The sequence below is a fragment of the Methylomonas sp. Uni0009 genome (assembly GCF_054188105.3).
Genome location: NZ_JBTAFN010000001.1, coordinates 1,637,086 through 1,658,427, shown reverse-complemented (window position 1 = coordinate 1,658,427; position 21,342 = coordinate 1,637,086). Strand labels below are relative to the sequence as shown.

General features: G+C 51.6%; 20 protein-coding genes and 2 pseudogenes. 5 read left to right on the top strand and 17 right to left on the bottom strand.

Going from position 1 to position 21,342, the window contains the following annotated elements:
- Positions 1-120: 120 nt before the first annotated feature.
- The 5 genes from ACWAU0_RS07730 to ACWAU0_RS07710 form a co-directional block, all read right to left on the bottom strand.
- On the bottom strand, positions 121-1,125 hold the full coding sequence (locus ACWAU0_RS07730) for a helix-turn-helix domain-containing protein (protein WP_458138836.1): 1,005 nt from the start codon (positions 1,123-1,125) through the stop codon (positions 121-123).
- 125 nt (positions 1,126-1,250) lie between these two features.
- A complete protein-coding gene (gene pssE, locus ACWAU0_RS07725; RefSeq protein WP_458138835.1) occupies positions 1,251-1,709 on the bottom strand; it encodes a PssE/Cps14G family polysaccharide biosynthesis glycosyltransferase in 459 nt (152 codons plus the stop codon).
- Complete coding sequence (locus ACWAU0_RS07720) at positions 1,706-2,236, bottom strand: hypothetical protein (RefSeq protein WP_458138834.1); 531 nt, start codon at positions 2,234-2,236, stop codon at positions 1,706-1,708. The genes pssE and ACWAU0_RS07720 overlap by 4 nt, the downstream gene beginning before the upstream one ends.
- A gap of 205 nt (positions 2,237-2,441) precedes the next feature.
- Positions 2,442-3,962: a fumarate hydratase gene (locus ACWAU0_RS07715; RefSeq protein WP_458138833.1), complete on the bottom strand. Its 1,521-nt coding sequence runs from the start codon at positions 3,960-3,962 to the stop codon at positions 2,442-2,444.
- Between the two features lie 154 nt (positions 3,963-4,116).
- On the bottom strand, positions 4,117-4,911 hold the full coding sequence (locus ACWAU0_RS07710) for a chemotaxis protein CheW (RefSeq protein WP_458138832.1): 795 nt from the start codon (positions 4,909-4,911) through the stop codon (positions 4,117-4,119).
- Positions 4,912-5,358: 447 nt separating this feature from the next.
- Between ACWAU0_RS07710 and ACWAU0_RS07705 the strand changes: the two are divergent.
- Positions 5,359-5,451, top strand: a pseudogene (locus tag ACWAU0_RS07705) (REP-associated tyrosine transposase); the annotation flags it as partial.
- A 792-nt stretch (positions 5,452-6,243) separates the two neighbouring features.
- On the opposite strand, the pseudogene ACWAU0_RS07700 reads toward ACWAU0_RS07705, so the two are convergent.
- From ACWAU0_RS07700 to ACWAU0_RS07685, 4 genes and pseudogenes are all read right to left on the bottom strand, one after another.
- Positions 6,244-6,735, bottom strand: a pseudogene (locus ACWAU0_RS07700) (transposase); the annotation flags it as partial.
- A gap of 132 nt (positions 6,736-6,867) precedes the next feature.
- Entirely contained in the window at positions 6,868-7,374 is a 507-nt protein-coding gene (locus tag ACWAU0_RS07695) for a hypothetical protein (protein WP_458138831.1), read from the bottom strand.
- A gap of 83 nt (positions 7,375-7,457) precedes the next feature.
- Positions 7,458-7,982 carry a YcxB family protein gene (locus tag ACWAU0_RS07690; protein WP_458138830.1) on the bottom strand — a complete coding sequence of 175 codons (525 nt, stop codon included), beginning with the start codon at positions 7,980-7,982 and terminating at the stop codon, positions 7,458-7,460.
- Between the two features lie 25 nt (positions 7,983-8,007).
- A complete protein-coding gene (locus tag ACWAU0_RS07685; RefSeq protein WP_458138829.1) occupies positions 8,008-9,309 on the bottom strand; it encodes an NAD(P)/FAD-dependent oxidoreductase in 1,302 nt (433 codons plus the stop codon).
- Between the two features lie 274 nt (positions 9,310-9,583).
- Here ACWAU0_RS07685 and ACWAU0_RS07680 point away from each other — a divergent pair, with 274 nt between their 5' ends.
- Positions 9,584-10,084 (top strand): septal ring lytic transglycosylase RlpA family protein, encoded by a 501-nt coding sequence (locus tag ACWAU0_RS07680; RefSeq protein ID WP_458138828.1) that lies wholly within the window; start codon positions 9,584-9,586, stop codon positions 10,082-10,084.
- Positions 10,085-10,157: 73 nt separating this feature from the next.
- Here the strand turns inward: ACWAU0_RS07680 and ACWAU0_RS07675 are convergent, their stop codons facing one another.
- The 8 genes from ACWAU0_RS07675 to ACWAU0_RS07640 all read right to left on the bottom strand — a co-directional run bounded on the left by ACWAU0_RS07675 (position 10,158) and on the right by ACWAU0_RS07640 (position 19,541).
- Positions 10,158-10,844 (bottom strand): hypothetical protein, encoded by a 687-nt coding sequence (locus ACWAU0_RS07675; protein WP_458138827.1) that lies wholly within the window; start codon positions 10,842-10,844, stop codon positions 10,158-10,160.
- A 399-nt stretch (positions 10,845-11,243) separates the two neighbouring features.
- The gene (locus tag ACWAU0_RS07670) at positions 11,244-12,188 is read right to left on the bottom strand and encodes a FecR family protein (protein ID WP_205452461.1); all 945 of its coding nucleotides are present in this window, start codon (positions 12,186-12,188) and stop codon (positions 11,244-11,246) included.
- 150 nt (positions 12,189-12,338) lie between these two features.
- Positions 12,339-12,845 carry an RNA polymerase sigma factor gene (locus tag ACWAU0_RS07665; protein ID WP_205452469.1) on the bottom strand — a complete coding sequence of 169 codons (507 nt, stop codon included), beginning with the start codon at positions 12,843-12,845 and terminating at the stop codon, positions 12,339-12,341.
- Between the two features lie 1,365 nt (positions 12,846-14,210).
- Positions 14,211-15,797 (bottom strand): glutamine-hydrolyzing GMP synthase, encoded by a 1,587-nt coding sequence (gene guaA / locus ACWAU0_RS07660; protein ID WP_205452472.1) that lies wholly within the window; start codon positions 15,795-15,797, stop codon positions 14,211-14,213.
- 72 nt (positions 15,798-15,869) lie between these two features.
- A complete protein-coding gene (locus tag ACWAU0_RS07655; protein WP_240348151.1) occupies positions 15,870-16,829 on the bottom strand; it encodes a class I SAM-dependent methyltransferase in 960 nt (319 codons plus the stop codon).
- Between the two features lie 83 nt (positions 16,830-16,912).
- Positions 16,913-18,379 (bottom strand): IMP dehydrogenase, encoded by a 1,467-nt coding sequence (guaB, locus tag ACWAU0_RS07650; protein ID WP_033156917.1) that lies wholly within the window; start codon positions 18,377-18,379, stop codon positions 16,913-16,915.
- A 76-nt stretch (positions 18,380-18,455) separates the two neighbouring features.
- Positions 18,456-18,941, bottom strand: coding sequence for a hypothetical protein (locus ACWAU0_RS07645; protein ID WP_458138826.1), 486 nt, complete (start codon positions 18,939-18,941; stop codon positions 18,456-18,458).
- 9 nt (positions 18,942-18,950) lie between these two features.
- Complete coding sequence (locus ACWAU0_RS07640) at positions 18,951-19,541, bottom strand: CPBP family intramembrane glutamic endopeptidase (RefSeq protein ID WP_458138825.1); 591 nt, start codon at positions 19,539-19,541, stop codon at positions 18,951-18,953.
- An 86-nt stretch (positions 19,542-19,627) separates the two neighbouring features.
- On the opposite strand from ACWAU0_RS07640, the gene ACWAU0_RS07635 reads away from it, so the two are divergent.
- The 3 genes from ACWAU0_RS07635 to ACWAU0_RS07625 all read left to right on the top strand — a co-directional run bounded on the left by ACWAU0_RS07635 (position 19,628) and on the right by ACWAU0_RS07625 (position 21,338).
- Complete coding sequence (locus tag ACWAU0_RS07635; protein ID WP_101052774.1) at positions 19,628-19,900, top strand: YcgL domain-containing protein; 273 nt, start codon at positions 19,628-19,630, stop codon at positions 19,898-19,900.
- Positions 19,901-20,008: 108 nt separating this feature from the next.
- Positions 20,009-21,028 (top strand): DUF2333 family protein, encoded by a 1,020-nt coding sequence (locus ACWAU0_RS07630; RefSeq protein WP_020484171.1) that lies wholly within the window; start codon positions 20,009-20,011, stop codon positions 21,026-21,028.
- A gap of 7 nt (positions 21,029-21,035) precedes the next feature.
- Positions 21,036-21,338, top strand: a complete 303-nt coding sequence (locus ACWAU0_RS07625; protein WP_033156920.1) for a DUF4389 domain-containing protein — start codon at positions 21,036-21,038, stop codon at positions 21,336-21,338.
- Positions 21,339-21,342 lie beyond the last annotated feature (4 nt).

Below are 21,342 nucleotides of genomic sequence, written 5' to 3'. Positions count from 1 at the left end.
CACGAAACGGCCGAACTTCCGAATTGATAGGACAGGAATAGAAATAATTTACGCGAGATATAACCCGATAAACTTCAAAGTGTTACGGATTTACAAAATGATAAAACTGGAGTTTTTTGTTTAGCCGGCGTGTGTTTTTCGATATTGCCCCGGCGCGACGCCGACGATGTCGCGAAACGCCGCGTAGAAATTGGATTGGGTGCTAAAACCCACCGTCATGCCTATCGACAATACCGACGCATTGGGTTCCGCCAATAGCAATTTTTTAGCAGCGGCGATGCGTTGTTCGCGAATGTAGCGGGAAAAACCTTGTTGAAATTCGGTATTGATCAGTTCGGATAATTGGTGCTGGCTCAAATTCAGTTGCTCGGCCAGCAAACCTAGGTTCAGGGTTTCCAGTGCATATAGTTTGTCCTGTGTCATCAAGGCGTCAAGCTTGGACAGCACCGCCTGTCTGTCGACATTATTAAGCGTGGACCCGGCATAGGCCGCCCGTACCGCCTCGGAAACGTCGGCCGTAATGTTCGGGAAGCGCAACAAGGTTAATGTCACCGCAAAAAACGCCAGCCCGATCAGTATGCTGTAGCTGCTGATGAAGTCGGTCTGGTTCAATAACGGCCAGATAAAGCCCAGTAGCAACACCCCAACGGCAATCGCAAACAGGGTTCCCAAAGCCAACAGTTCCAGACGAAAGCGCCGCCGCTGTCCGCGCAAGCCGTAGACAATTTTAGCCAGCCACGCCAGATAGCCGCTGCCCACTAAAAACGCACCCGGCAAAGCCAGCTGATAAGGCAGCATCCAACCGCACAGTATCGGCGCGGCGTGCCAGGCATCGGCCCAGCGGTAATTCACCTCGGCAATCAACAACTGCCGGCTATAGAAATAAAAACTGGGAGCGATGCCGTATAGCAATATCAGATAAAGCGGCGAATGCACCCCATCGAATCGATTCAATAACCAGCTCACATGCAGGCTTTGGACAACCGCCAAACTCGTAACCAATACAAATCCCGCCAATCTCGGCACGCAACGCAGCGATTCCTGGCGCTGTAAAAGATTGCCGACGATCAGCAACAAGGCCGCGCCTAGCGAAAAGCCGATGCACAACAGAGGAGCTATTTGCATGAAAAAATAAGGCCTCGACAAGAGCAGCTACGTGTAGACGGCATTCCGAAAGGTTCGCGATGGGGTTTAAATTAGCTATACATGTAGAAGGAGAACGGCCGCGCCATCAATTGCAATGGCTTTGGTTATCCTTGGCAGGCCGACAGATATTCCAACAGATCGTCGGCCAAATGCGGCATATTGGAGGCTTGATATTCGTGATGCCTAGCCTTGTCGATCATAGTGGCGAGCTGCTGTAAATCGGCCGTCCATAATATAGGCGTTTGCTCGGCGAGCCGCGTCAAAAATTGCGCCTGATGATTGTCTGCCCCCTTGGGATTGGCGACCGCCACGAATCTTTTTTCCTTGATCAACAATTCCAGAGTACTACCCGTGCCGCCGTGACAAACGATCAGCGACGCTTGTTCGATCAAGGCGTCGAGATTTTTTTGAAACTTAAAATACTCGCAATGCTTGGGAATATAACTGCCATGGCCGATTTGGCAGATCACTTTTTCATCGAAAAATTGCGCGGCCGCCAATTCGTCGACCGTTTGAATCAAATCGTCAAACGTCAAGGTGGTGCCCACGGTGACCAAAATCATAGGATGGTTCCTTTATAGATGGATTTATCGACCTCGCTTAATAACTCCGGCCATTGCACATAAAATTTATTCGCCAAGCCAAAATAGGCGATAAGCTGGCTGGTTTTTGACGGATTATTAACCCTGGTAATGCTTTCAACAAAGACCGTTTTAATACCTTTGAGTCTTGCCGCGATAAACAGCGGAATAGCCATCGACGAACCCAGGACTATTATCGCAAAAGGCTTTTCTTTATCTATGATTTTATAACTGGAATAAAGCGATTTAAAAAAAGAAGCTATTTTAGAAAACTGGTTTTTTTCCAGGCTGAAGTTAGTCACTGCCGGAATGGTATATACATCGGTACAATTTGGAAATTTTTCCGCAATGGGCGTGCTTAATATTTTACTATCGGAAGGGATAATGGCAATAAAATCGTAGTGTTGGCTTAATGTTTTCAGCAGACAAATACTTTCAAAATAAAACCCGCCTCCGCCGATGCCAAGGGCAATCTTTGAGGGTTTTTGCGCCGATGTATGCTCTGTCATGGTTTGCCTACGTCAATAGTGAAGAACGCTTATGCGCCTGTTTTTTATGCCGATCCGCAGATTGAATCATATGCTATTTTTCCGCCAGCGGCGATAAACTCAACAGAAAGCCGGTGTTTCGGGGGCAAATTTGTATGCCCTTGCTTGTAACAAAACCAGGAAGCCTACGCCTTTTACTAAAAACGTAAACATCAATATGGCGGGCTTATTCCGTTATCACCGGTATCTTCCCTATCCGGCTTTGCCACTCTTTCGGCGCGGTCGCATGAATCGACTCGCCGCAACTATCCACCGCTACCGTCACCGGCATATCCTCCACCACAAACTCGTGAATCGCTTCCATTCCCAGCTCGGGAAAAGCCACGACCCGTGCCTGTTTGATGGCCTTGGATACCAAATAAGCCGCGCCGCCGACCGCGATTAAATACACTGATTTATGCTTGGCAATGGCCTCAATCGCTTTTGGGCCGCGTTCGGATTTGCCTATCATGCCTAGCAAGCCGGTTTTTTCCAGTACCGTGTCGGTGAAACTGTCCATCCGAGTGGCGGTAGTGGGGCCGGCCGGGCCGACCACTTCATCGCGCACCGCATCGACCGGGCCGACGTAGTAGATGAATTTATCTTTTAAATCGACACCTTCCGGTAAGGACTCGCCTTTGTTCAACAGATCGACGATGCGCTTGTGGGCGGCGTCGCGGCCGGTTAACAAGGTGCCGCTCAGCAGCAAGGTTTCGCCGGGCTTCCAGTCGGCAACGTCTTGCTTGGTCAAGCCATCGATATTGACCCGGCGGGCGCTGCTGGCGGATTGGGTAATCTCCGGCCAGTCCGACAGTTTGGGCGGTGTCAGAATGGCCGGGCCGGAGCCGTCCAACACGAAATGCGCATGGCGGGTGGCAGCGCAGTTTGGGATCATCGCCACCGGCTTGTTGGCGGCGTGAGTTGGGTAATCCAGAATTTTCACGTCCAGCACCGTAGTCAGGCCACCCAAGCCTTGTGCGCCGATGCCCAGCGCGTTGACTTTGTCGTACAGTTCCAGACGCAGTTCTTCAATAGCATTCGATGGCCCGCGGGCGATCAGTTCCTGAATGTCGATCGAGCCCATGCAAGCCTGTTTAGCCAAAATCATGGCTTTTTCCGCGGTGCCACCGATACCGATGCCCAAAATACCGGGCGGACACCAGCCGGCGCCCATGGTCGGCACGGTTTTCATCACCCAGTCGACGATGCTGTCGGCCGGATTCAGCATCACGAATTTGGACTTGGCTTCCGAACCGCCGCCTTTCGCTGCCACTTCCACGTCCACTTTGTCGCCAGGCACCAATTCCATATGCACCACCGCCGGGGTATTGTCCTTGGTATTGATGCGCTTGCCGGCCGGATCGGCCAGGATGGACGCCCGCAACACGTTGTCCGGATGCAGATAAGCCTGGCGCACACCTTCGTTAACCATCTCGGTCACGCTCAATGCCGCATCCCAGCGCACGTCCATACCAATTTTTAAAAAAACCGTAACAATACCGGTATCCTGGCAAATCGGCCGGCGGCCCTCGGCGCACATCCGCGAATTGATGAGAATTTGCGCCATTGCATCTTTCGCCGCCGGGCTTTCCTCTTTTTGGTAAGCCACATACAAGGCGTCGATGAAATCCTTGGGATGGTAATAGGAAATGAACTGCAAGGCATCGGCGATGCTTTGGATGAAATCGGCTTGGCGAATGGTGGTCATGGTGGTCGTCGGGCTATGAAGGAGAATTGGAAATTTATCACGAACCGCTGCCGTCCTGAATCAAAAACTGGTCGCCCAAGCCGTCGGTATTGAAATATAAAACGACAACTTGGAAGTCAGGATGATTTCATCATCCACCCCAGCACTGCGGGTGCTAAATTGCCGAGTTCGCTGATTTACCCATCAACCCCGGCGCATTGTTGGCTAAGGATGCAAGATTAATAATCGGCACAGCCTGACCATTCTCAAAGGATACGAACTCGGAAAAATGCTCGGACCTTGTAATAGGGTTGTCACGGCGCATCGACGCCTTCACTTTAACAATGTCAGACACCTCATCAATGCCGATAGCCAGGTAATTGGCATCATGTTTGGCGAGCAAGACTAGGCGTCTTTGCAGGTCGACAACCAATTCAATCGTTGAGTCGAAAATATTCAAAAGCTCCATTAACGTGCCGTGTTTAGCCTGATTCAAAGCCGACAAGGCTTCATCGACACGGCCGGTTTCCGCCATATTCAGCAATTTATCGGCTAGTTCATGTATGGCGGCGTGCGGCCTTTCGAAACAAGACAACAGCAAATGCAGTCTTTTGTGCCGGGGTGTGTAAGCGTAATACCACTTACCGAATGCGCATTCTCTGGGGTTTCTGGCCTTGCTGAAGGTGCCGTGGTTGCGGACCGAGTATTCCAGCTCGGCAATCCATTCCAGGTGATCCTTTCTGCGAATTTCCAAAAAAGACTTTAATTCCTCGTATTCAAAGTATTTCGACTTGATATCCAACAAATCCCAAAGCGACACATAAGGAAAAACCTCGCCATCGACACCGTAGAAGGGATCGGAGTTCTGCCCGCTGTAGGGATAAACCGGGGAAATGGGCACAATCCGTTTGACGCTGGATAGCGGTAGGCAAAAATATTTTTCGCCTATAAGAAAAAGTAACAGTTCCATGCTTGCTCCTCCCACCCGATGAACCGGTGGGCTTCGTTAATTTCCCAATAATTTGCAGGTCCTCTGCTTTCGAACGACATTGCGGCGAAGGCCTTTATAGATGCTGAGCCGCCCAATCGGTGGGACTTGCCGCCCCATCGGGTTAGCAAAGCTAGTGCCTTTTATCGTTGGTTAACCGTCGGCATAAGCAAATGCAACCAGAGTCTAACCTAATTCGCCATAGTCTAACATCCAAAGCAAGTATAGATTAGCACGCTCTAATATTTTGTGGGGATCCTTGCGTAGCGGAGAGCGATGTTCAGACCGCTACGCATGCAGGATAAAGCATGGCCGCTGCAAGGCAATAACTCCAACATTAGCAATAGCGTAATGCGCCGAATGATTTAAGGCCAACATACGGCACGACACGGCAACGCCTATTGACGCCCTACCAATTGCGCCTTGGCCTTGGATTATATCCACCTGAATCCGGTTAAATGCGGTTATGTTGATTTACCGGAGCATTGGCGTTATTCAAGTGCTTGGATTTATGCCGGGTAGGATGGATTATTGCCGGTCTATCGGGATTGGTTTTAGCTCACCGCAGCGCGGTTGGTTTGCATTCCCACGCGGCGCGTGGGAACGAGATGAACAACAGACGGCGCAATACGGCTATCGTCTATTGACGCCCTACTAATTACACCTTGAATCCGGTTAAATGCGGTTATGTTGGTTTACCGGAGCATTGGCGTTCTTCAATTGCCTGGAATTATGCCGGGTAGGATGGATTATTGCCGGTCTATCGGGATTGGTTTTAGCTCACCGCAGCGCGGTTGGTTTGCATTCCCACGCGGCGCGTGGGAACGAGATGATTATGCTTCGCTAATCATACCTACAGAGGTGCTGTGAAATCGGGATGGTTTTGTTCCCGTATGCTGCGCCGAGCACCGGAGCTTTTGAACGGAACAGCCTGCTAGGGGCGCCGCAGGGATGCGGCGCGTTGCCGAAGGGGCAGGAAGCCCCTTTCGGCAACCCCGGTCAAAAGCGAGGAGCGCAGGGAATAAGCAGCATCCGGGTCGCTTTTTCTTTGGATACTTTCTTTTGGCGATGCAAAAGAAAGTATCTCGGCTGTCGGGCCGAGACCCGACTTCTAAACCAGCCGTCGCGTTAGCGACACCAAAAATGAAAGCCTATTGACCGCGTGGGAACGATAGAAATTACTGCATGCGATTCATGGCATGCTAAAGCACGACCAGCCGTTCGATAACACGCGGTTTTATGCCATTCCTGAATCCATCATCGCTGAGTAAAAGATGATGAAATTTGTTGCTTTTGAACAGAGTATCTACATGGCTGCGCTTCCAGCTTTTCGATGTGACCGTGGGACAAGGCTTTATGCCTGGAGGCGTTCGCCTTCACTTTCGTACCGTCCAGCGCAATTTGCCCCAGTGTCACCAACTTCATCGCTTGGGACAGGCTGAGGACCTGGACGAACAGATCTTCCAGCTCGATCAGGAAGGTTTTGCGGAAATGGGCCAGCGTATCGTGGTCGGGATGCGTATCCGCGGACAGGAAACGGAACGCCACCGAATCGTAGGTCGCTCGTTCGATCTTACGGCTGGAAAACACGCCGGTGGCGTAACCGTACACCAGGAGCGCCAGCAACACCGAGGGATGATAGGCCGCACTGCCGCGTCCCTGGTAACGGCTGGTTAATTGGCTCAGATCCAGTTGCTCGATGACTTCGACAACAAAACGGGCCAGATGAGCCTCCGGCAGCCATTCGTCCACCGAAGGCGGTAGCACGTAAAGTTGATGGCGGTTGACGGGAATGAATCGACTCATCACAGGCTCCGTATATCTGATCTTTTGACCGTCCTTATTTTACCAAACCGATGTCGCGGTTAGATCTACTGCGCTAAAGTCCGACAGGCTCCTAGGGATGCATTTCCACGCTGGAGCGTGGGAACGATAAAATTAACTGTCTTTTGCCCCGATTTCCTTGATAACTTCATCTTTGGCTTCCGTTATTAACGTATCGATGTCCACATAAAGCGGTATCAGTGCAACTGCCACACAGCGCAACGCGTGCCAGGTAGCCAGGAATGATACGACAAGCGGAGCGAGCACCGGGCTACGGAAGAGAACTTGCCCGTCTTGGGAAATAGCTAGGGCAAACAGAACAAACCCACACGTAGCTACGAATAAAAAAACCGAGAGCTTCATTACTTGGAGTGTGTAAAACACATGAGTTTTGTTGTCTCCTGTCACGAAGTGCAGACGCACCAACTGTTTGGTGGCAGGGCCAACAAAATGCATCAGAAGCTTTTTAAGCGCGGCAACAAGAGATTGATTTACGACAGGCACGAACACTCGGTTAAAAGCCCAGATAATAATGGCTGATAAAAGACCTCCGATTACACCGAGCAAGATAATGCCGGGTATGGTGTTTTTCAGCCACTCTGAAACTGTTGCAATATCCATGTATGTCTCTTTGTTGTGACAGCTAACAAGCAATTATATTGTTCCCGTATATCTTCCATATACCTTGGACATTCGGAAATGAGTTATGACCCCGCCCTCTCAATCATCCCCTCAGCCTGCTTAGCAAACGCCTTCAAATCGCCTTTCTTGACCGTAGCGCGCGGGATCACGATCGCCGCATCGATATCCACATAGATGTACACATAGTCTTTATGTTTCTCCACCCGCAACATGTCTTTCCAGGGGGTTTTGCTTTTGCCGCCGGGGGCGCGTTCTTGCAGGAATTCCGGCTCGATGCTCAGCCAATGAATACCGAATAAAGCCTTTTTTTCCGCTTCGGTGTATTTGTTGAAAAACTGGCGGCGCATGTCCATTTTCATGATAAACGGCGAGGCGAACGACCAAGCCAGCGCCAGGATGGTGATGTAGGCGGTGGTGGTCATGTCCACGTAATACACGTAATAAAACAAGGCGATAGCCATCATCACGCCGGGGGCGAAGATGCGGTTTTGGCGGATTTTCTTCTGCATTTCCGGGTCTTTTTTCAGCCTTTCCTCATTAAAGTGGACCAGGTCTTCTTCGCGGAATTCGTATTCGATTTCTAACATGTGTATCGCTCAGTGGAGTTGTGGGTTAATGCATTTTCATTTTGGCGTGGGTACTGCGCCGGAACAGATTGGATAAGGTCAACATCGCGGTGCGGAAGTAGCCGTGGATGGCGACTTGGTGCATTTTGTACAAGGACAAATACACGCCATAGGCAATCAAGCCGCCGACGCTGACCGTGCCCATCAAGCTACCCATCAAGCTGCCAACGGTGCTGAATTTACCCAGCGACACCAGCGAGCCATAATCGCGATAAACAAACTTCGCAGCCGGTTTGCCTTTCAAGCGGTTGATGATGGTTTTGGCCACGGTAGAGGCCATTTGGTGGGCGGACTGGGCGCGCGGTGGCACGTTGCCGCCGTGGCCGACCCATTCGCAAGCGGCGCAATCGCCGATAGCAAAAATGTCGGGGTCGCTGGTTTGCAAAGTTTGATCGACCACTAATTGATTGATGTGATTGGACTCCAAACCATCCAGGTCTTTCATCCAATCCGGGGCTTTGATGCCGGCGGCCCAGACTTTTAAGTCCGCATCGAATACTTCGCCATCGTAAGTGTGTACTTCGGTTTCGGTCACTTCCGTGACCTTGCGACCCAGCTTTAACTGGATGCCTAGCTTAATCAATTGCTCCTGGGTGGCTTGTGACAGCCGTGGCGGCAGGGCTGGCAACAATTTAGTCGCGGCTTCAATGATGGTAATGTTGACGTCTATCGAACCTTCAAGCCCGTAGGTGGCCAGCAATTTGGTCACTTCGTGCAACTCGGCTGACAATTCCACGCCCGTGGCGCCGGCGCCGATAATGACAATCGACAGCGGCTTGTCACGTTGATGGCTCTGGTTGGCGTAGGACTGGATGTAATAGGTTTCCACCAGTTGTTTTTGAAAGCGGAAGGCTTCCTTGGTGGTATCGATAAACCGGCAATATTTATCCACGCCCTTGATGCCGAAGGTGTTGCTGACACTGCCGACCGCCATCACCAGCGTGTCGTACTTGAAGCGGCGTTGCGGAATGATCTCTTCGCCTCTCTTGTTGGTAATCGCGCTGACGATAATTTCTTTATTGGCCCGATCCAAACCTTCCATTCTGCCGAACAAGAAGCGGAAGTGATTGCTGTGCGCTTGGGCCAAGTATTCGATTTCCTCCGCTTCTGCTAAGGTGCCGGACGCCACTTCGTGCAGCAAAGGTTTCCAGATATGGGTGGACGCGGCATCCAGCAATGTAATTTGCGCCTTGCCGGCTTTGCCGAGTTTTTGCCCCAATTCGGTGGCCAACTCCAACCCCGCCGCGCCGCCGCCAACAATCAAGATTTTATGTAATTCACCCGCCATGTATCTTTCCCCCTCAAGTGGCGTTTGCCGCGTCGGCAAACAAAGAAATCGCTATCCCGGCCCTAGTTGTCTATTTCCTGATGCCGGCATTATAACCAAACCGGTCAGGGCTGACCGATTTTGACGGGATGAACTCGCGCCGGCAACGGTCGGCTACTCGGAAGACGGGAAAGGCGCTGATAAAGCAAACGGATTTTAAGGGGAGCTTTAAATTATGCTTAGATTATTGCCAGCGCATGCGCGCCCAATAAATTACGCCCTGTGGAGTTATCGAATGTCGCGAAACCAACTAATCCAGGCGCTTGCCCATCCAGGTTTTTTATTGATTTTACTCAGCCTGCTGGCGGGTTGCGCATCCGAGCCGCCGCAGCCTTCCATGCCGGCCCGGTTGCCGGCGTACCAAAACAACGCCGCTTACAACAAGCCTTACACCGTCAAAGGCATCACGTATTACCCTTTGGCATCGGGAAATGGTTACCGGGAAACCGGCTTGGCTTCCTGGTACGGCGCGGAATCGGGCAATCGTACCGCCGACGGCAGTCGTTTTGATCCGCAAGGCTTTTCGGCGGCGCATAAAACTTTGCCGATTCCGTCAAAAGTGCGGGTTACCAATTTACGCAATGGCCGTTATGTGGATGTGCTGATTAATGATAGAGGTCCGTTCAGCCCGAATCGGTTGATCGATTTATCGCAAGGCGCGGCCAAGCAAATCGGCATCAGCGGCTTGACGGAGGTAGAGGTAAGTTATCTGGCAGCGCCGTCCGGCGCGGAATGAAGTCGCAAACCCGCTCAAGCCTTTACAAAACAACAGGAACGGGTTTGCCAGCTTTTAATGTGCTGCTATTGAATTAGACAATGGCGGTGGATTTCACTGTTACCGCAAAACGCCGCTTGCTGTTGCCGGCTAACTTGAACATTACAAACACCGAACCAAACAGCCAAAACGCGCCAGGGAGCGGTACGACTTGCACGGGTTCATTGATTGCATCGGGAGCGAAATCGGAGATTTGTCCAAAACCCGCAGGCAGAGCCCCGTCGCGCGGCCAGAGATTCCAGGTGTAGCTCGATTTGGCAAGACCATTCGAGGGCAGCAAGCTCGCGGCAATGTCGGCAATCAACTGGTTGTCTTTAATTTTGGCGGTCCCCGCGGCGAAAGCGGTAGTGGAAGAAGTCGGAGCCAACAGGCTTACCAAACCGCTGCCATCCATATTGAAGCGTACGACCGAATCGAACAGTACTTGCGGCAAGCCGTTTGCGGTAAACCGCCCGCTGCCGGCGCCCCGGTCGAAGCCCCAAATGTAGAAACCGGACGGCGAGCCGCCGAGGTTACCGGCAAAGGTACTTTCGAAATGAAAAAGATCGCTGGCCGGATTGTAAGTAACCGAGGCACTGATCACATCCAGATCGCCGGTCTTACTGCCGAAATAAGTTGCCAGATAATCGCCGGCGGCATCATGCACGGCACTGGCATTCGCTGGCGCCGCACCGATTAACAAAACGGCGGCAATTACTGTTTTAGCAATGTTTAATCTCATACTTCTATCCTCTGTCGATAAGATCATTAAGGTACAGCTAACCGGCGGCAAGCCTCAGGTTGGCTGCGATTTTTGTTCCATGGGAACCTTTGCTGTTGCGTCGGCATTTTGACCAACTGCCTAGCGCGAATGCGACCCTGCCTTGAGGCAACTTAGGGGACTTGCTCAAAGCGAACTGCATTCCGAGGTTAATTCCGCCAAGTAGTTGCCAAGTTCAATGCGTTTGAAATTTATTTTTCGGATAATTGGTAGAGGGATAATTTCAGCAATGCGCTGACAACAACTATCGAGTAGGTCAAAACGGTAATTTGCCGGGAGCGTTATTAACCCGGCCCTTAAATAGCATTCGCCTCAATGCCTTTGCCCGGTCAATAAACGCCACCGATGCCGTAAACTCGTTTAGCGGTGCAGCACGATCAAATAATCACCAAACCGCGTTGAGCGCAGTTGCAGAGAGGTTTCCAAGGCCGCCAGCACCGATAAGGCTTGGTCGGTACGAAACACACCATTGACGCGACGTTGGGCCAGTTCAGGATCGTTGATCAGCAAAAAGCCGCGATGATAGCGATTCAGCTCGGTAAGCACTTCGCCCAGGGGCCGGTTTTCGAACACCAGTTTGCCGCGTTGCCAGGCGGTAACGGCCTGGCTATCGATGTGTTGCAAATTGCCCATTCCCGATTCGGCGCTATAGGCTATTTGCTGACCTTCGGCAACCACGGTGTGCAGCGTTTTGCCGTCGGCTTGTTGCAAGTCCACCGCCACGCTGTGTTCCGTGACACTGACTTCGGTTTTATCGTGATGCAGCCGCACGTTAAAGGCCGTACCCAGCGCGGTGACACTGCCGTGCTCAGTATTTACCCGAAACGGCCTGGCTTTGTCGGGGCTGACTTCAAACCAGGCTTCGCCTTGTAGCAGGGTCAATTGCCGCTGTGCGCCGTCGATATGTACTTCCAATGCGCTGTTGCTATTCAGATGCACCGTCGAGCCGTCGCTAAGATGCACGTCGCGCCGCTCGCCGAAGCCGGTATGAAAATCGGCGCGCAATATGAGCCATAGCGGATTGAACAACCACAAGGCCAGGCAGCCCCCGGCTAAGGCAGGCAGCGCCCACTGCCATCGCCAAGCAAACTGCTTGGGTTTGCTGGCGGCCGGAATCGTTATTTTCGGTGCGATAGCGTCCAGCGCTCCCCATAACTCGCGTAATTGCTCGTAAGCCTGACGATGCAAGGGATCGGCAGCCAACCAGCGGGTAAATTCGGCGTGCTCATTAGGGCTAAGTTTGCCGCTATCCAGCCTGACCCACCAGTCGCGGGCAGCGGCTTTAATCTCGGCAGAGATTTTCATTGCCTATGTCCGTTTACAGCCGACAGGCGGCAATGCATCCTGCTGCGTAGCGGTGAGCGATAAAGGCTGAAGTTTTTCATCGGGCGCAATTCAGGGTTGGTGGCTCGCCATTATAGGACGCATAACCCTGTGAAAACAGGAGCGAATCAGCTAAAAATCGTCGTGTTCTTGCAAGGCGGCCAAGGCATTGCGTAGATGCTTTTCCACCATATTGCGGGATATGCCTAGGCGCTGGGCGATTTCGGCGTGGCTCAGTTCCTCGAACTTGCGCAGTACGAAAACCGTCCGGCATTTGCCGGGGAGTCTATCTATCGCCGCGACCAAGCGGTCCAAGCGCTCGCGCGCCAGACTGATTTGCTCCGGATCGATACCATCGCTAACCTGCAAGGCCGCGTCGCCGGTATCGTCATGCTCTACATGTTGATTGCGAGTATTGCGGCGGCGTTCGTAATCGGTGGCCAGATTGGCGGCGATGCGATGCAGCAAGGCGCGCGGGTTGTCGGCCTGCTGCCACAAATTGCCGGTAAACATGCGCTGGTAGGTCTCCTGCACGATGTCGGCGGCGGTATCCAGGCAGCCGCAGCGTCTAAACATCACCCGGCGTAATTCCTCGTCGTAAGCCTCAATCAGGCGGGAGATGTGGAGAGCGTTGCTCATGGTTAGGATATGCGGATTTTGGTGTCGTTAATTGGGCGAACAACCAAGATTCATGCCAGAGCACTAAAATAGCGGTATTTAGGGCATTTGGCGGCAAATTGCCCGGGATTACCGGAGCAACACGCTACAAATAATGCGGTATATGACCTAATTGGAAAAGTTATTTAACATAGTTAATTTCTATCCAGCGCAGTTGGAGCCGATAGCTTATTAACCCGGCAGTATTTTATCTCGGGTAATCCGTCCGGGCTGAGCTCGTCTGAGCCCAGGTGAGTGCGTCCATCGACAGGCTGAGTTCGCTCAAGAGCATAAGGCGAACGGTTTTTAATAGCCCTGTCATAACACTAGAAGCAGCACCGCAACGAACTCCGCATTTAAAATACTGTAATCAAATGCCTCCGCCAATGTAACCATCCGCTGACATTCCTTTGCAAAATCCCAGGCAGGCCAAGTTGCAACCGTGTCGGAAATAAGACAAAAACCTGCACGGGAATATAGCTTTTAACGCTAACTGACTGACAGGCAACTAAGTTATGGTGTTATCCACAAAAGCTGTGGATAACCTTGGGGATAAAAAGTTTTTTCGCTCTCTAAATGCCTAATTTTTGGGGCCTTTGCTTAAATTGACTCAATTTTAGACAACAGTTTATACAATTTAAAATCAATAACTTACATGCAATATACGAAGATTAGAGCCCAGGACCAGGCAGTCTTTGGCCGCCGACAGTGTCAAGTAGTTTTTTGTGCATAATTAAAATTAATCTCTTGCATTTTTGCCTAAATAATCTAACCGTTTTCCACCTGAAACCATTCTAAATGTGCCTGGGAGCATTCATCTTATTGTCATTAAATACCCAACAATTGCCGTATCGGACACAGGCTGTTATTCAATGGCTTTGACCAACGTCAATGTCGTCAAAAATCGTGAATGGCTGGTTAATTTGGCGGACCTTTACCGGCCACCAAGGAAATGATTTGGACAAACCCTCAACTTAAGGCCTTTTCGCAACGTGCAGCATAAACAGCCCAGTTGCGAAACATTCAATATTCAAGAAAAGAAGCTGCCGGCATCGACATGACCCAGCCTATACCTGCTAAGACCGGGGTGCGCCAATGATGGGTTGTTAGGCGAATGACGGACGTTTGCCTGTAAGAACCGACATAGGTTAAGCCGCGTTTTATTAACTTTAATTCGGCATAGCGACCAAGACTGCTCATTCATCGCAAAAAAAAACCGGTAGTCAAAACAATTGACTACCGGCTTGGGAGAAACAATGAATAAGCTATTGCGCGGAGCAAATTTTCACACCCCGCGCTTGCGTTGACCGGAAGTCATTTTCAAAGTTCCATTTTAATTTGAAGCTATTACTCCCACTCTATCGTCGCGGGCGGCTTGCCGGAGATGTCGTAGGTGACGCGGGAAATGCCCGGCACCTCGTTGATGATGCGACGTGAGATCAAATCCAGGAAATCGTAAGGCAGATGCGCCCAGCGCGCGGTCATGAAATCTATGGTTTCGACAGCGCGGATCGCGATCACATAGTCGTATTTTCGGCCGTCGCCCATCACACCCACCGATTTAACCGGCAGGAATACCGCAAAGGCTTGGCTGACTTTGTGGTAAAGGCCGTGGCGATACAGTTCTTCTATAAAAATTGCATCGGCCTGGCGCAATAAGTCCGCATATTGCTTTTTAACTTCGCCGAGGATGCGTACACCCAGGCCGGGGCCGGGGAACGGGTGGCGGTGGATCATGTCAGCCGGCAAGCCCAGCTCCAAGCCCAGTTTACGTACTTCGTCCTTGAACAGTTCTCGCAAGGGTTCGACCAGTTTCAACTTCATGTTTTCCGGCAGGCCGCCGACGTTGTGATGCGATTTGATCAGATGCGCCTTGCCGCTTTTCGCGCCCGCTGATTCGATAACGTCCGGGTAAATGGTGCCTTGCGCCAGCCATTTGGCGTCGGTGAGTTTGCCGGCCTCTTCGTCGAAGATTTCCACGAACAGGCCACCGATGATTTTGCGCTTTTGTTCGGGGTCGTTAACGCCGGCAAGTGCCGCCATGTAACGGGCTTCGGCATCGACACGGATTACCTTGATACCCATATGTTGGGCGAACATCGCCATCACCTGATCGCCTTCGTGCAAGCGTAGCAAACCGGTGTCGACAAATACACAGGTGAGTTGTTCACCGATGGCGCGATGTAGCAAGGCGGCGACTACCGAAGAATCGACACCGCCCGATAGGCCCAGAATGACTTGATCGCTGCCGACTTTTTCGCGGACTGCGGATATGCTGTCTTCAATGATATTGCTGGCATTCCACAACGCTTGGCAGCCGCAAATTTCCAACACAAACCGACTCAATATCCGGCCACCCTGCTTGGTGTGGGTCACTTCCGGATGAAATTGCAGCGCGTAGAAGTGTTTGTCCTCGTCGGCGATACCGGCTATTGGCGCGCCGTCGGAGCTGGCGATCAATTTAAAACCGGTTGGTAATTCAACGACACGGTCGCCGTGACTCATCCACACATCCAATAAGCCGAAACCTTCCGGTGAAGCGTGATCTTCGATGTTCAACAACAATTTGGAATGGCCGCGAGCGCGAATCTGCGCGTAGCCGAATTCGCGGTGATCGGACGATTCTACTTTGCCGCCCAACTGCTCGGCCATGGTTTGCATGCCGTAGCAAATACCCAAGACCGGCACGCCCAACTCAAAAACAATTTGCGGCGCGCGCGGGGTGTCGCTGCTGGTCACGGTTTCCGGCCCGCCGGAGAGGATGATGCCGTTGGGTGCGAAGTTTTTGACTTCATCGGCGCTGCAATCGCAGGAGTAAATTTCGCAATACACACCAATTTCACGGATGCGGCGGGCGATCAATTGCGTGTACTGCGAACCGAAATCGAGAATCAGGATCTTGTCGGAATGGATGTTGGCGGCGTGGGATGACATGACGGGAAACCTTTCAAAAATGTGGGGTGGGCCGACTAGCGTACCCACCGGAAAATCTAAGTGACGAGCGTACTATAAGCCCCGATACAATTGGTCAAGCAGGCTTTTATTGTTATCGAAACCTTTGACGTCCCGACTTTCGAATAGCGAACGACTCATGCGTTTGATAAACCGCAAATAAGGGGCCGCGCGCATGTAATGCCGTAAATTGGTGTGGCCGCGTACAATCGCGGAGATTCGTTCGGCATTTTCTGGGATTCCCCAACCCATAGCTTGGTCGGCCGGGTGTTCGGCTTTTTTGAAAAACAGCGTGACATTGCCGCCGTCTTCGGAAAACACATGTCTTTCCTCAATTAAACCGGCTTTTTCACCCATGCGCCGCAGTGTCGCCAAATTGAAATTGTACAGATGCGCCTCATGAAAAGTGCTGCTCGGCGATTGGCAAGTGGCCTCGATATTCGGTACTTCCACTACTAACACGCCGTCGGCTTTCAACAGGCTGCGCAACTTGCCCAATACAAAAAACGGGTCTTCGGTGTGTTCCAGTACATGCCAAATGGTGATCACATCAAAACTGTTTTCTGCAAACTGTGCATCTTGAATAAAGCCGAACTGTAAATTCAGATCGTATTGCGCAGCGGAATATTGGCCGTAACCCTTGTTCGGTTCGATGCCGTGCAAATCGTGGCCCAGCGATTTGATTAAATAAGCAAACTCACCGCCGCCGGTGCCCACATCCAGTAGGGTTTGCGGTTTATGCAATAAGTGCTGGATTTTTTCATGCCTGGTCAGCGCAACTCGCCCGGCACGCAAGATGTGTTTGGCTTTGGGGGCATAGGTGTTTTTGTATGCCAGCCGATAATCTTCTTCGTAAAACTGCCGAGGATCGTGCGGAAACGGATCGCTCCAGACCAGTCCGCAGTCCTTGCAGATGACGCTACGTAACTCTGCGCCGCTGCGGCTGCGCATGGATAACACGGCAACGTGGTTGCCGCCGCAAAGATTGCATGGAGTTGAAGACGTTTCGGACATTAAGCTATTTCTGTGATTTGTGTTCGATTAAAGCGGGTCGACGCGAAAGCGCAGACCCGAGAGCAACAGCCTGAGGGCCGGTTTTAGTTCATATGGTAATTCGGCGCTTCCTTGGTAATCGTCACGTCATGCACATGGCTTTCGCGCATGCCGGCACTGGTGACACGCACAAACTGGGCATTGTCATGCATCGCCGCAATCGTGCTGTTGCCGGTATAACCCATGCTGGAGCGGATGCCGCCCAACAACTGATGCACAATCGCCAACACGCTGCCTTTATAGGGCACCCGGCCTTCAATACCTTCCGGCACCAATTTTTCGACTTGCTCGGTATCTTCCTGGAAATAGCGGTCACTGGAACCCTGCTGCTGCGACATCGCACCCAAAGAGCCCATGCCGCGATAAGATTTGTAGGATCGGCCTTGGAACAGTTCCACTTCACCCGGCGCTTCTTCAGTACCCGCGAACAAGCCACCCAACATCACCGCATGCGCTCCGGCCGCCAAGGCTTTGGCAACGTCGCCGGAATAGCGGATGCCGCCGTCGGCAATCAGAGGTACGCCTGTTCCTCTTAACGCATCTGCGACATTGCTAACGGCAGTGATTTGCGGCACGCCGACACCGGCGACAATCCGCGTGGTACAGATAGAGCCCGGACCGATACCCACTTTGACGCCATCAGCGCCCGCTTCGACCAATGCCAAGGCGGCCGCAGCGGTGGCGATATTGCCGCCGATCACCTGGACTTGCGGGAAGTTTTGTTTTACCCAGCGCACTTTATCCAGCACGCCTTGCGAATGACCGTGAGCGGTATCGACGATGATGACATCGACACCAGCTTCCACCAACGCGCCAACCCGTTCGCCGGTATCGGCACCGGTGCCAACCGCCGCACCGACGATCAGTCTTTCCTGTTCGTCCTTGCAGGCTTGCGGGTTGTCTTTGGCTTTTTGAATGTCTTTGACGGTGATCATGCCGCGCAAATGAAAGGCATCGTTGACGACCAGCACTTTCTCGATGCGGTGCTTGTGCAGCAAGTCTATGACTTCTTTATGCTTAAACGACTCATGGACCGTCACCAGCTTGTCTTTCGGCGTCATGATGGAACGGATGGATTCGTCCAACCGAGTTTCGAAGCGCAGATCGCGACTGGTGACGATGCCGACCAATTCTTCGCCATCCACCACCGGAACGCCGGAGATGTTTTTAGCGCGGGTTAATTCCATTACCTCGCGAACCGTCACGTTGGGAGAGACGGTAATCGGGTCTTTGATCACGCCGCTTTCGTATTTTTTAACCCTTCTGACTTCCGCTGCCTGCTGCTCGACAGTCATGTTTTTATGGATGATACCGATGCCGCCTTCCTGAGCAATCGCAATAGCCAGGCGGGCTTCGGTCACTGTATCCATTGCCGCGGACACTAGCGGGATGTTCAGCTTAATTTTTCGAGTCAGCTGGGTTTTTAGTTCGACTTCGCGCGGCAGTACGCTGGAGTGGGCGGGCACCAATAAAACATCGTCAAAGGTGAGAGCTTCTTGAATGATTTGCATAATCACACCGGGTGGCTAATCGTAAATAAGCCAGCCATTGTACAACTTAACCTGCAATCCGAAAAATCGGAAATAGTCAATGGTATTTAGGTCCGTGCTGGTTTTCGCTCGAGAGTGCCGCCGCAATCGCTAAATATTCGCTGGTATTGGGCTTATGCAGGAAAACTCCCAGTACGCCCATCGCACTGAAAATATACAAGGTGTTAAATCCATCGCCGAGAAAGAACATCGCGAAGCCGAACAAACTTACGAGTTCGATCAGAAACTGCGTGACAATTATCGTAGACAAATAGCGCTGCTTAGCGGTTTTCGGTCCCGGCATGGTTTGATTCAGACGCAGCAGGATGTGCCGCAGCAGTTTAGTAACAGGAAACAACAAAATCGCTAAGCCGTAGAGCACACTCCTGATCAGCACTCGTTGCGCTTCGTCAACGCCTAGTTGCAATTCGCTGGCCCAGAAATGGCAAGCCAGGTTGTAGCCCAGTATCGTTAGCAACGCGCCTGCACAGATAAGCCAGTGCGGACGCAAATCTTCGGCTGATGGCTGGGTTTGAACGGACATCGATAACTCCTAACGAGCGCGGTTGCGGTAGTCGCGGAGGATAACAACAAACGCCACAAAGTCATAAACGGCATGAATCACCATGGGCACCAGCAGATTGCGTTCACCGCCATAATCCAGCATAACCCCCATATACAAGCCCATCAACATCGCTAAAACCGCGTAAAGCGGCGTGACCGCATGCACCAAGGCAAACAGCACATTGCTAACCCACAAGCCTACACTCGCACCCCAGCCATTTTCCAGCCAAGGCTGTAAAAAACCGCGAAACAGCGCTTCTTCGGCAAAGCCGGCAATCGCAGCCAGTATCAGCAAATCGGTCCAATGCCGATATGCCAGCCTGGCGCCCAAGGTTTCCAGCAGTAAATCGCGAATCTTTTGGATGGGCGGATAGCTAAGCTGTTGCATCGCAAAAAACAATACCAGTAGCGGCCCGGTTGCGAATAAGCCAATCCCTAATGCTGCCTCGGAAAACGCCAGATTGGCAAACGGATCGAGGTCGGCAAGCCAGCCCAAAGCCAGCGCCAATACCGCTAAAGAACCCTCGAAATAACAGGCAATTCTGAAAAAAGCGTTTGAAGCGGCGGGCTGGTTTTCCATGATGTTGGGCATTAGGCAAACGGGGACTGAAAATTCTAAACAAAAACCATTAGAATTGGCAGCATTAGCGATCACAGGTCATCATCATGCAATGTTTTATCTATAAAAGCCTGAAAAAAGACGAACTCTATTTATATCTGGACAAAAAGGACGACTTTTCCGCGGTGCCGGAAGCCTTGTTCAAAAGCCTTGGCCGCTTAACATTTGTGATGGAGTTGCAGTTGAGCCCGGATCGCAAATTAGCCAGGGAAAATCCGGAAAAAGTCATTGCCAGCCTGCAAAGCAAAGGCTTTTTCGTGCAATTACCACCGACTTTGATCAGTGCCATGCCGGCGTCGCTGGACAAGCAACTGCACTGAAATCGGGCGCGCCATATTGGTATATCCGTGCTAACATGGTCACAAAAAATCTTTATCGGAAAGCACGGTTTTTGCTCACTTATTTAGTCAGACCAGGATACGCACCACATGTCAGATAATCCATTAGCTTACGAAGACGCAAAGTCTAAGGGCATACTTTGGGGTTTTGGTTCGCTGTTAGGCGTTGTTCTGATTGTCATGCTGGTGTTAGGCGAATGGTGGAGCCGCGAACCCGAGCAATTCAGCGTTCAGGACGAAGCGATCGAACGAATGAATGTCACGCATACCGATCAGATGCCGATTGGGTATGTGTATGCCAATACCCTAGCGCATATCGCCGACGTCATACTGTTCAAATCCGGCGGTTACCTGTCCAACGACGTGGCGCCTCCCGGTCTGTTTTGCGATAACATTCAAAACTTCGAGTATGGCGCACTGGTCATGTTGCGCGACGGCACCACCGCATTACGTAACCATTTCGCCCGCGACCAATCGCAATCTGCGGAAGACCCTGATTTGGCAAAAGCCGAACCTTATTTTTACTACGAACGCAATTCCTGGGCCTTGCCGTCCACCGAGTCGGAATATGTAAAGGGTATCGAAGCACTGCATGCTTATATGGTTCGCTTGCAAAACCCGTCTTCCACTTCAAAAGCCGCGCAGTTTCACTCCAGAGCCGATAATCTTTGGCAATATACCGAGGTTGTCATCAAGCGGTTGGGTGGTCTCTCGACCCGCTTGGCGGCCAGTACCGACAAATTTTCCGGCGCAACCCACGGCGATCCATCCAATCCTATCGACATCAATATGCCAACCATCGGCCAAACGCCTTGGATGGAAATCGATAACGTATTCTACGAAGCGCGTGGTTCTTGCTGGGCGTTATTGCACATTCTGAAAGCCATCAAGCACGATTTTTCCGACATTTTGCTGGATAAGCGGGCGATGAATACCTTGGATAATATGATCCAGGCCCTGGAAAACGCCTTGTCTCCCACCTTAAGCCCGGTAGTATTAAACGGCGATGGCTTCGGCATTTTCGCCAACTATTCGCTGGCAATGGCTAACTACATCGCTCGCGCCAATGCAGCTGCGCTGGACTTGCGGGACGTGATGAACAGAGGTTAATGCCATCATGCAGGAACAAATTAACGAAAACCTGAAAAAAATCGAGACCTGGAAACGCATCATTTTCATGCTGGTGTTCGCGGCCATCGACAGCTTGGTTAAACTGTTGTTGTGGCTGGTAATCTTGCTGCAGGTCGGTTCCGTGCTGTTTACCGGCGATGCTAATGCCAACATCCTTAACTTCGGCCGTAGCCTGTCCACTTACCATTATCATATTCTGCTGTTTTTGACGTTCAACACCGAGCAACTGCCGTTCCCGTTTTCCGATTGGAACGAAACCGCCAAACTGGAATTGCTCGGCAAGCAGTAAACCT

What these genes read in the sequence shown, in the direction of transcription:
- ACWAU0_RS07685 (WP_458138829.1), bottom strand. Translation starts at nt 9,309, where the DNA reads ATGGCGGGTGAATTACATAAAATCTTGATTGTTGGCGGCGGCGCGGCG.
- ACWAU0_RS07645 (WP_458138826.1), bottom strand. Translation starts at nt 18,941, where the DNA reads ATGTCCGTTCAAACCCAGCCATCAGCCGAAGATTTGCGTCCGCACTGG.
- ACWAU0_RS07670 (WP_205452461.1), bottom strand. Translation starts at nt 12,188, where the DNA reads ATGAAAATCTCTGCCGAGATTAAAGCCGCTGCCCGCGACTGGTGGGTC.
- ACWAU0_RS07675 (WP_458138827.1), bottom strand. Translation starts at nt 10,844, where the DNA reads ATGAGATTAAACATTGCTAAAACAGTAATTGCCGCCGTTTTGTTAATC.
- ACWAU0_RS07630 (WP_020484171.1), top strand. Translation starts at nt 20,009, where the DNA reads ATGTCAGATAATCCATTAGCTTACGAAGACGCAAAGTCTAAGGGCATA.
- ACWAU0_RS07640 (WP_458138825.1), bottom strand. Translation starts at nt 19,541, where the DNA reads ATGGAAAACCAGCCCGCCGCTTCAAACGCTTTTTTCAGAATTGCCTGT.
- ACWAU0_RS07635 (WP_101052774.1), top strand. Translation starts at nt 19,628, where the DNA reads ATGCAATGTTTTATCTATAAAAGCCTGAAAAAAGACGAACTCTATTTA.
- ACWAU0_RS07715 (WP_458138833.1), bottom strand. Translation starts at nt 3,962, where the DNA reads ATGACCACCATTCGCCAAGCCGATTTCATCCAAAGCATCGCCGATGCC.
- guaB (WP_033156917.1), bottom strand. Translation starts at nt 18,379, where the DNA reads ATGCAAATCATTCAAGAAGCTCTCACCTTTGACGATGTTTTATTGGTG.
- ACWAU0_RS07680 (WP_458138828.1), top strand. Translation starts at nt 9,584, where the DNA reads ATGTCGCGAAACCAACTAATCCAGGCGCTTGCCCATCCAGGTTTTTTA.
- ACWAU0_RS07625 (WP_033156920.1), top strand. Translation starts at nt 21,036, where the DNA reads ATGCAGGAACAAATTAACGAAAACCTGAAAAAAATCGAGACCTGGAAA.
- ACWAU0_RS07720 (WP_458138834.1), bottom strand. Translation starts at nt 2,236, where the DNA reads ATGACAGAGCATACATCGGCGCAAAAACCCTCAAAGATTGCCCTTGGC.
- ACWAU0_RS07695 (WP_458138831.1), bottom strand. Translation starts at nt 7,374, where the DNA reads ATGGATATTGCAACAGTTTCAGAGTGGCTGAAAAACACCATACCCGGC.
- ACWAU0_RS07710 (WP_458138832.1), bottom strand. Translation starts at nt 4,911, where the DNA reads ATGGAACTGTTACTTTTTCTTATAGGCGAAAAATATTTTTGCCTACCG.
- pssE (WP_458138835.1), bottom strand. Translation starts at nt 1,709, where the DNA reads ATGATTTTGGTCACCGTGGGCACCACCTTGACGTTTGACGATTTGATT.
- ACWAU0_RS07730 (WP_458138836.1), bottom strand. Translation starts at nt 1,125, where the DNA reads ATGCAAATAGCTCCTCTGTTGTGCATCGGCTTTTCGCTAGGCGCGGCC.
- ACWAU0_RS07690 (WP_458138830.1), bottom strand. Translation starts at nt 7,982, where the DNA reads ATGTTAGAAATCGAATACGAATTCCGCGAAGAAGACCTGGTCCACTTT.
- ACWAU0_RS07655 (WP_240348151.1), bottom strand. Translation starts at nt 16,829, where the DNA reads ATGTCCGAAACGTCTTCAACTCCATGCAATCTTTGCGGCGGCAACCAC.
- ACWAU0_RS07665 (WP_205452469.1), bottom strand. Translation starts at nt 12,845, where the DNA reads ATGAGCAACGCTCTCCACATCTCCCGCCTGATTGAGGCTTACGACGAG.
- guaA (WP_205452472.1), bottom strand. Translation starts at nt 15,797, where the DNA reads ATGTCATCCCACGCCGCCAACATCCATTCCGACAAGATCCTGATTCTC.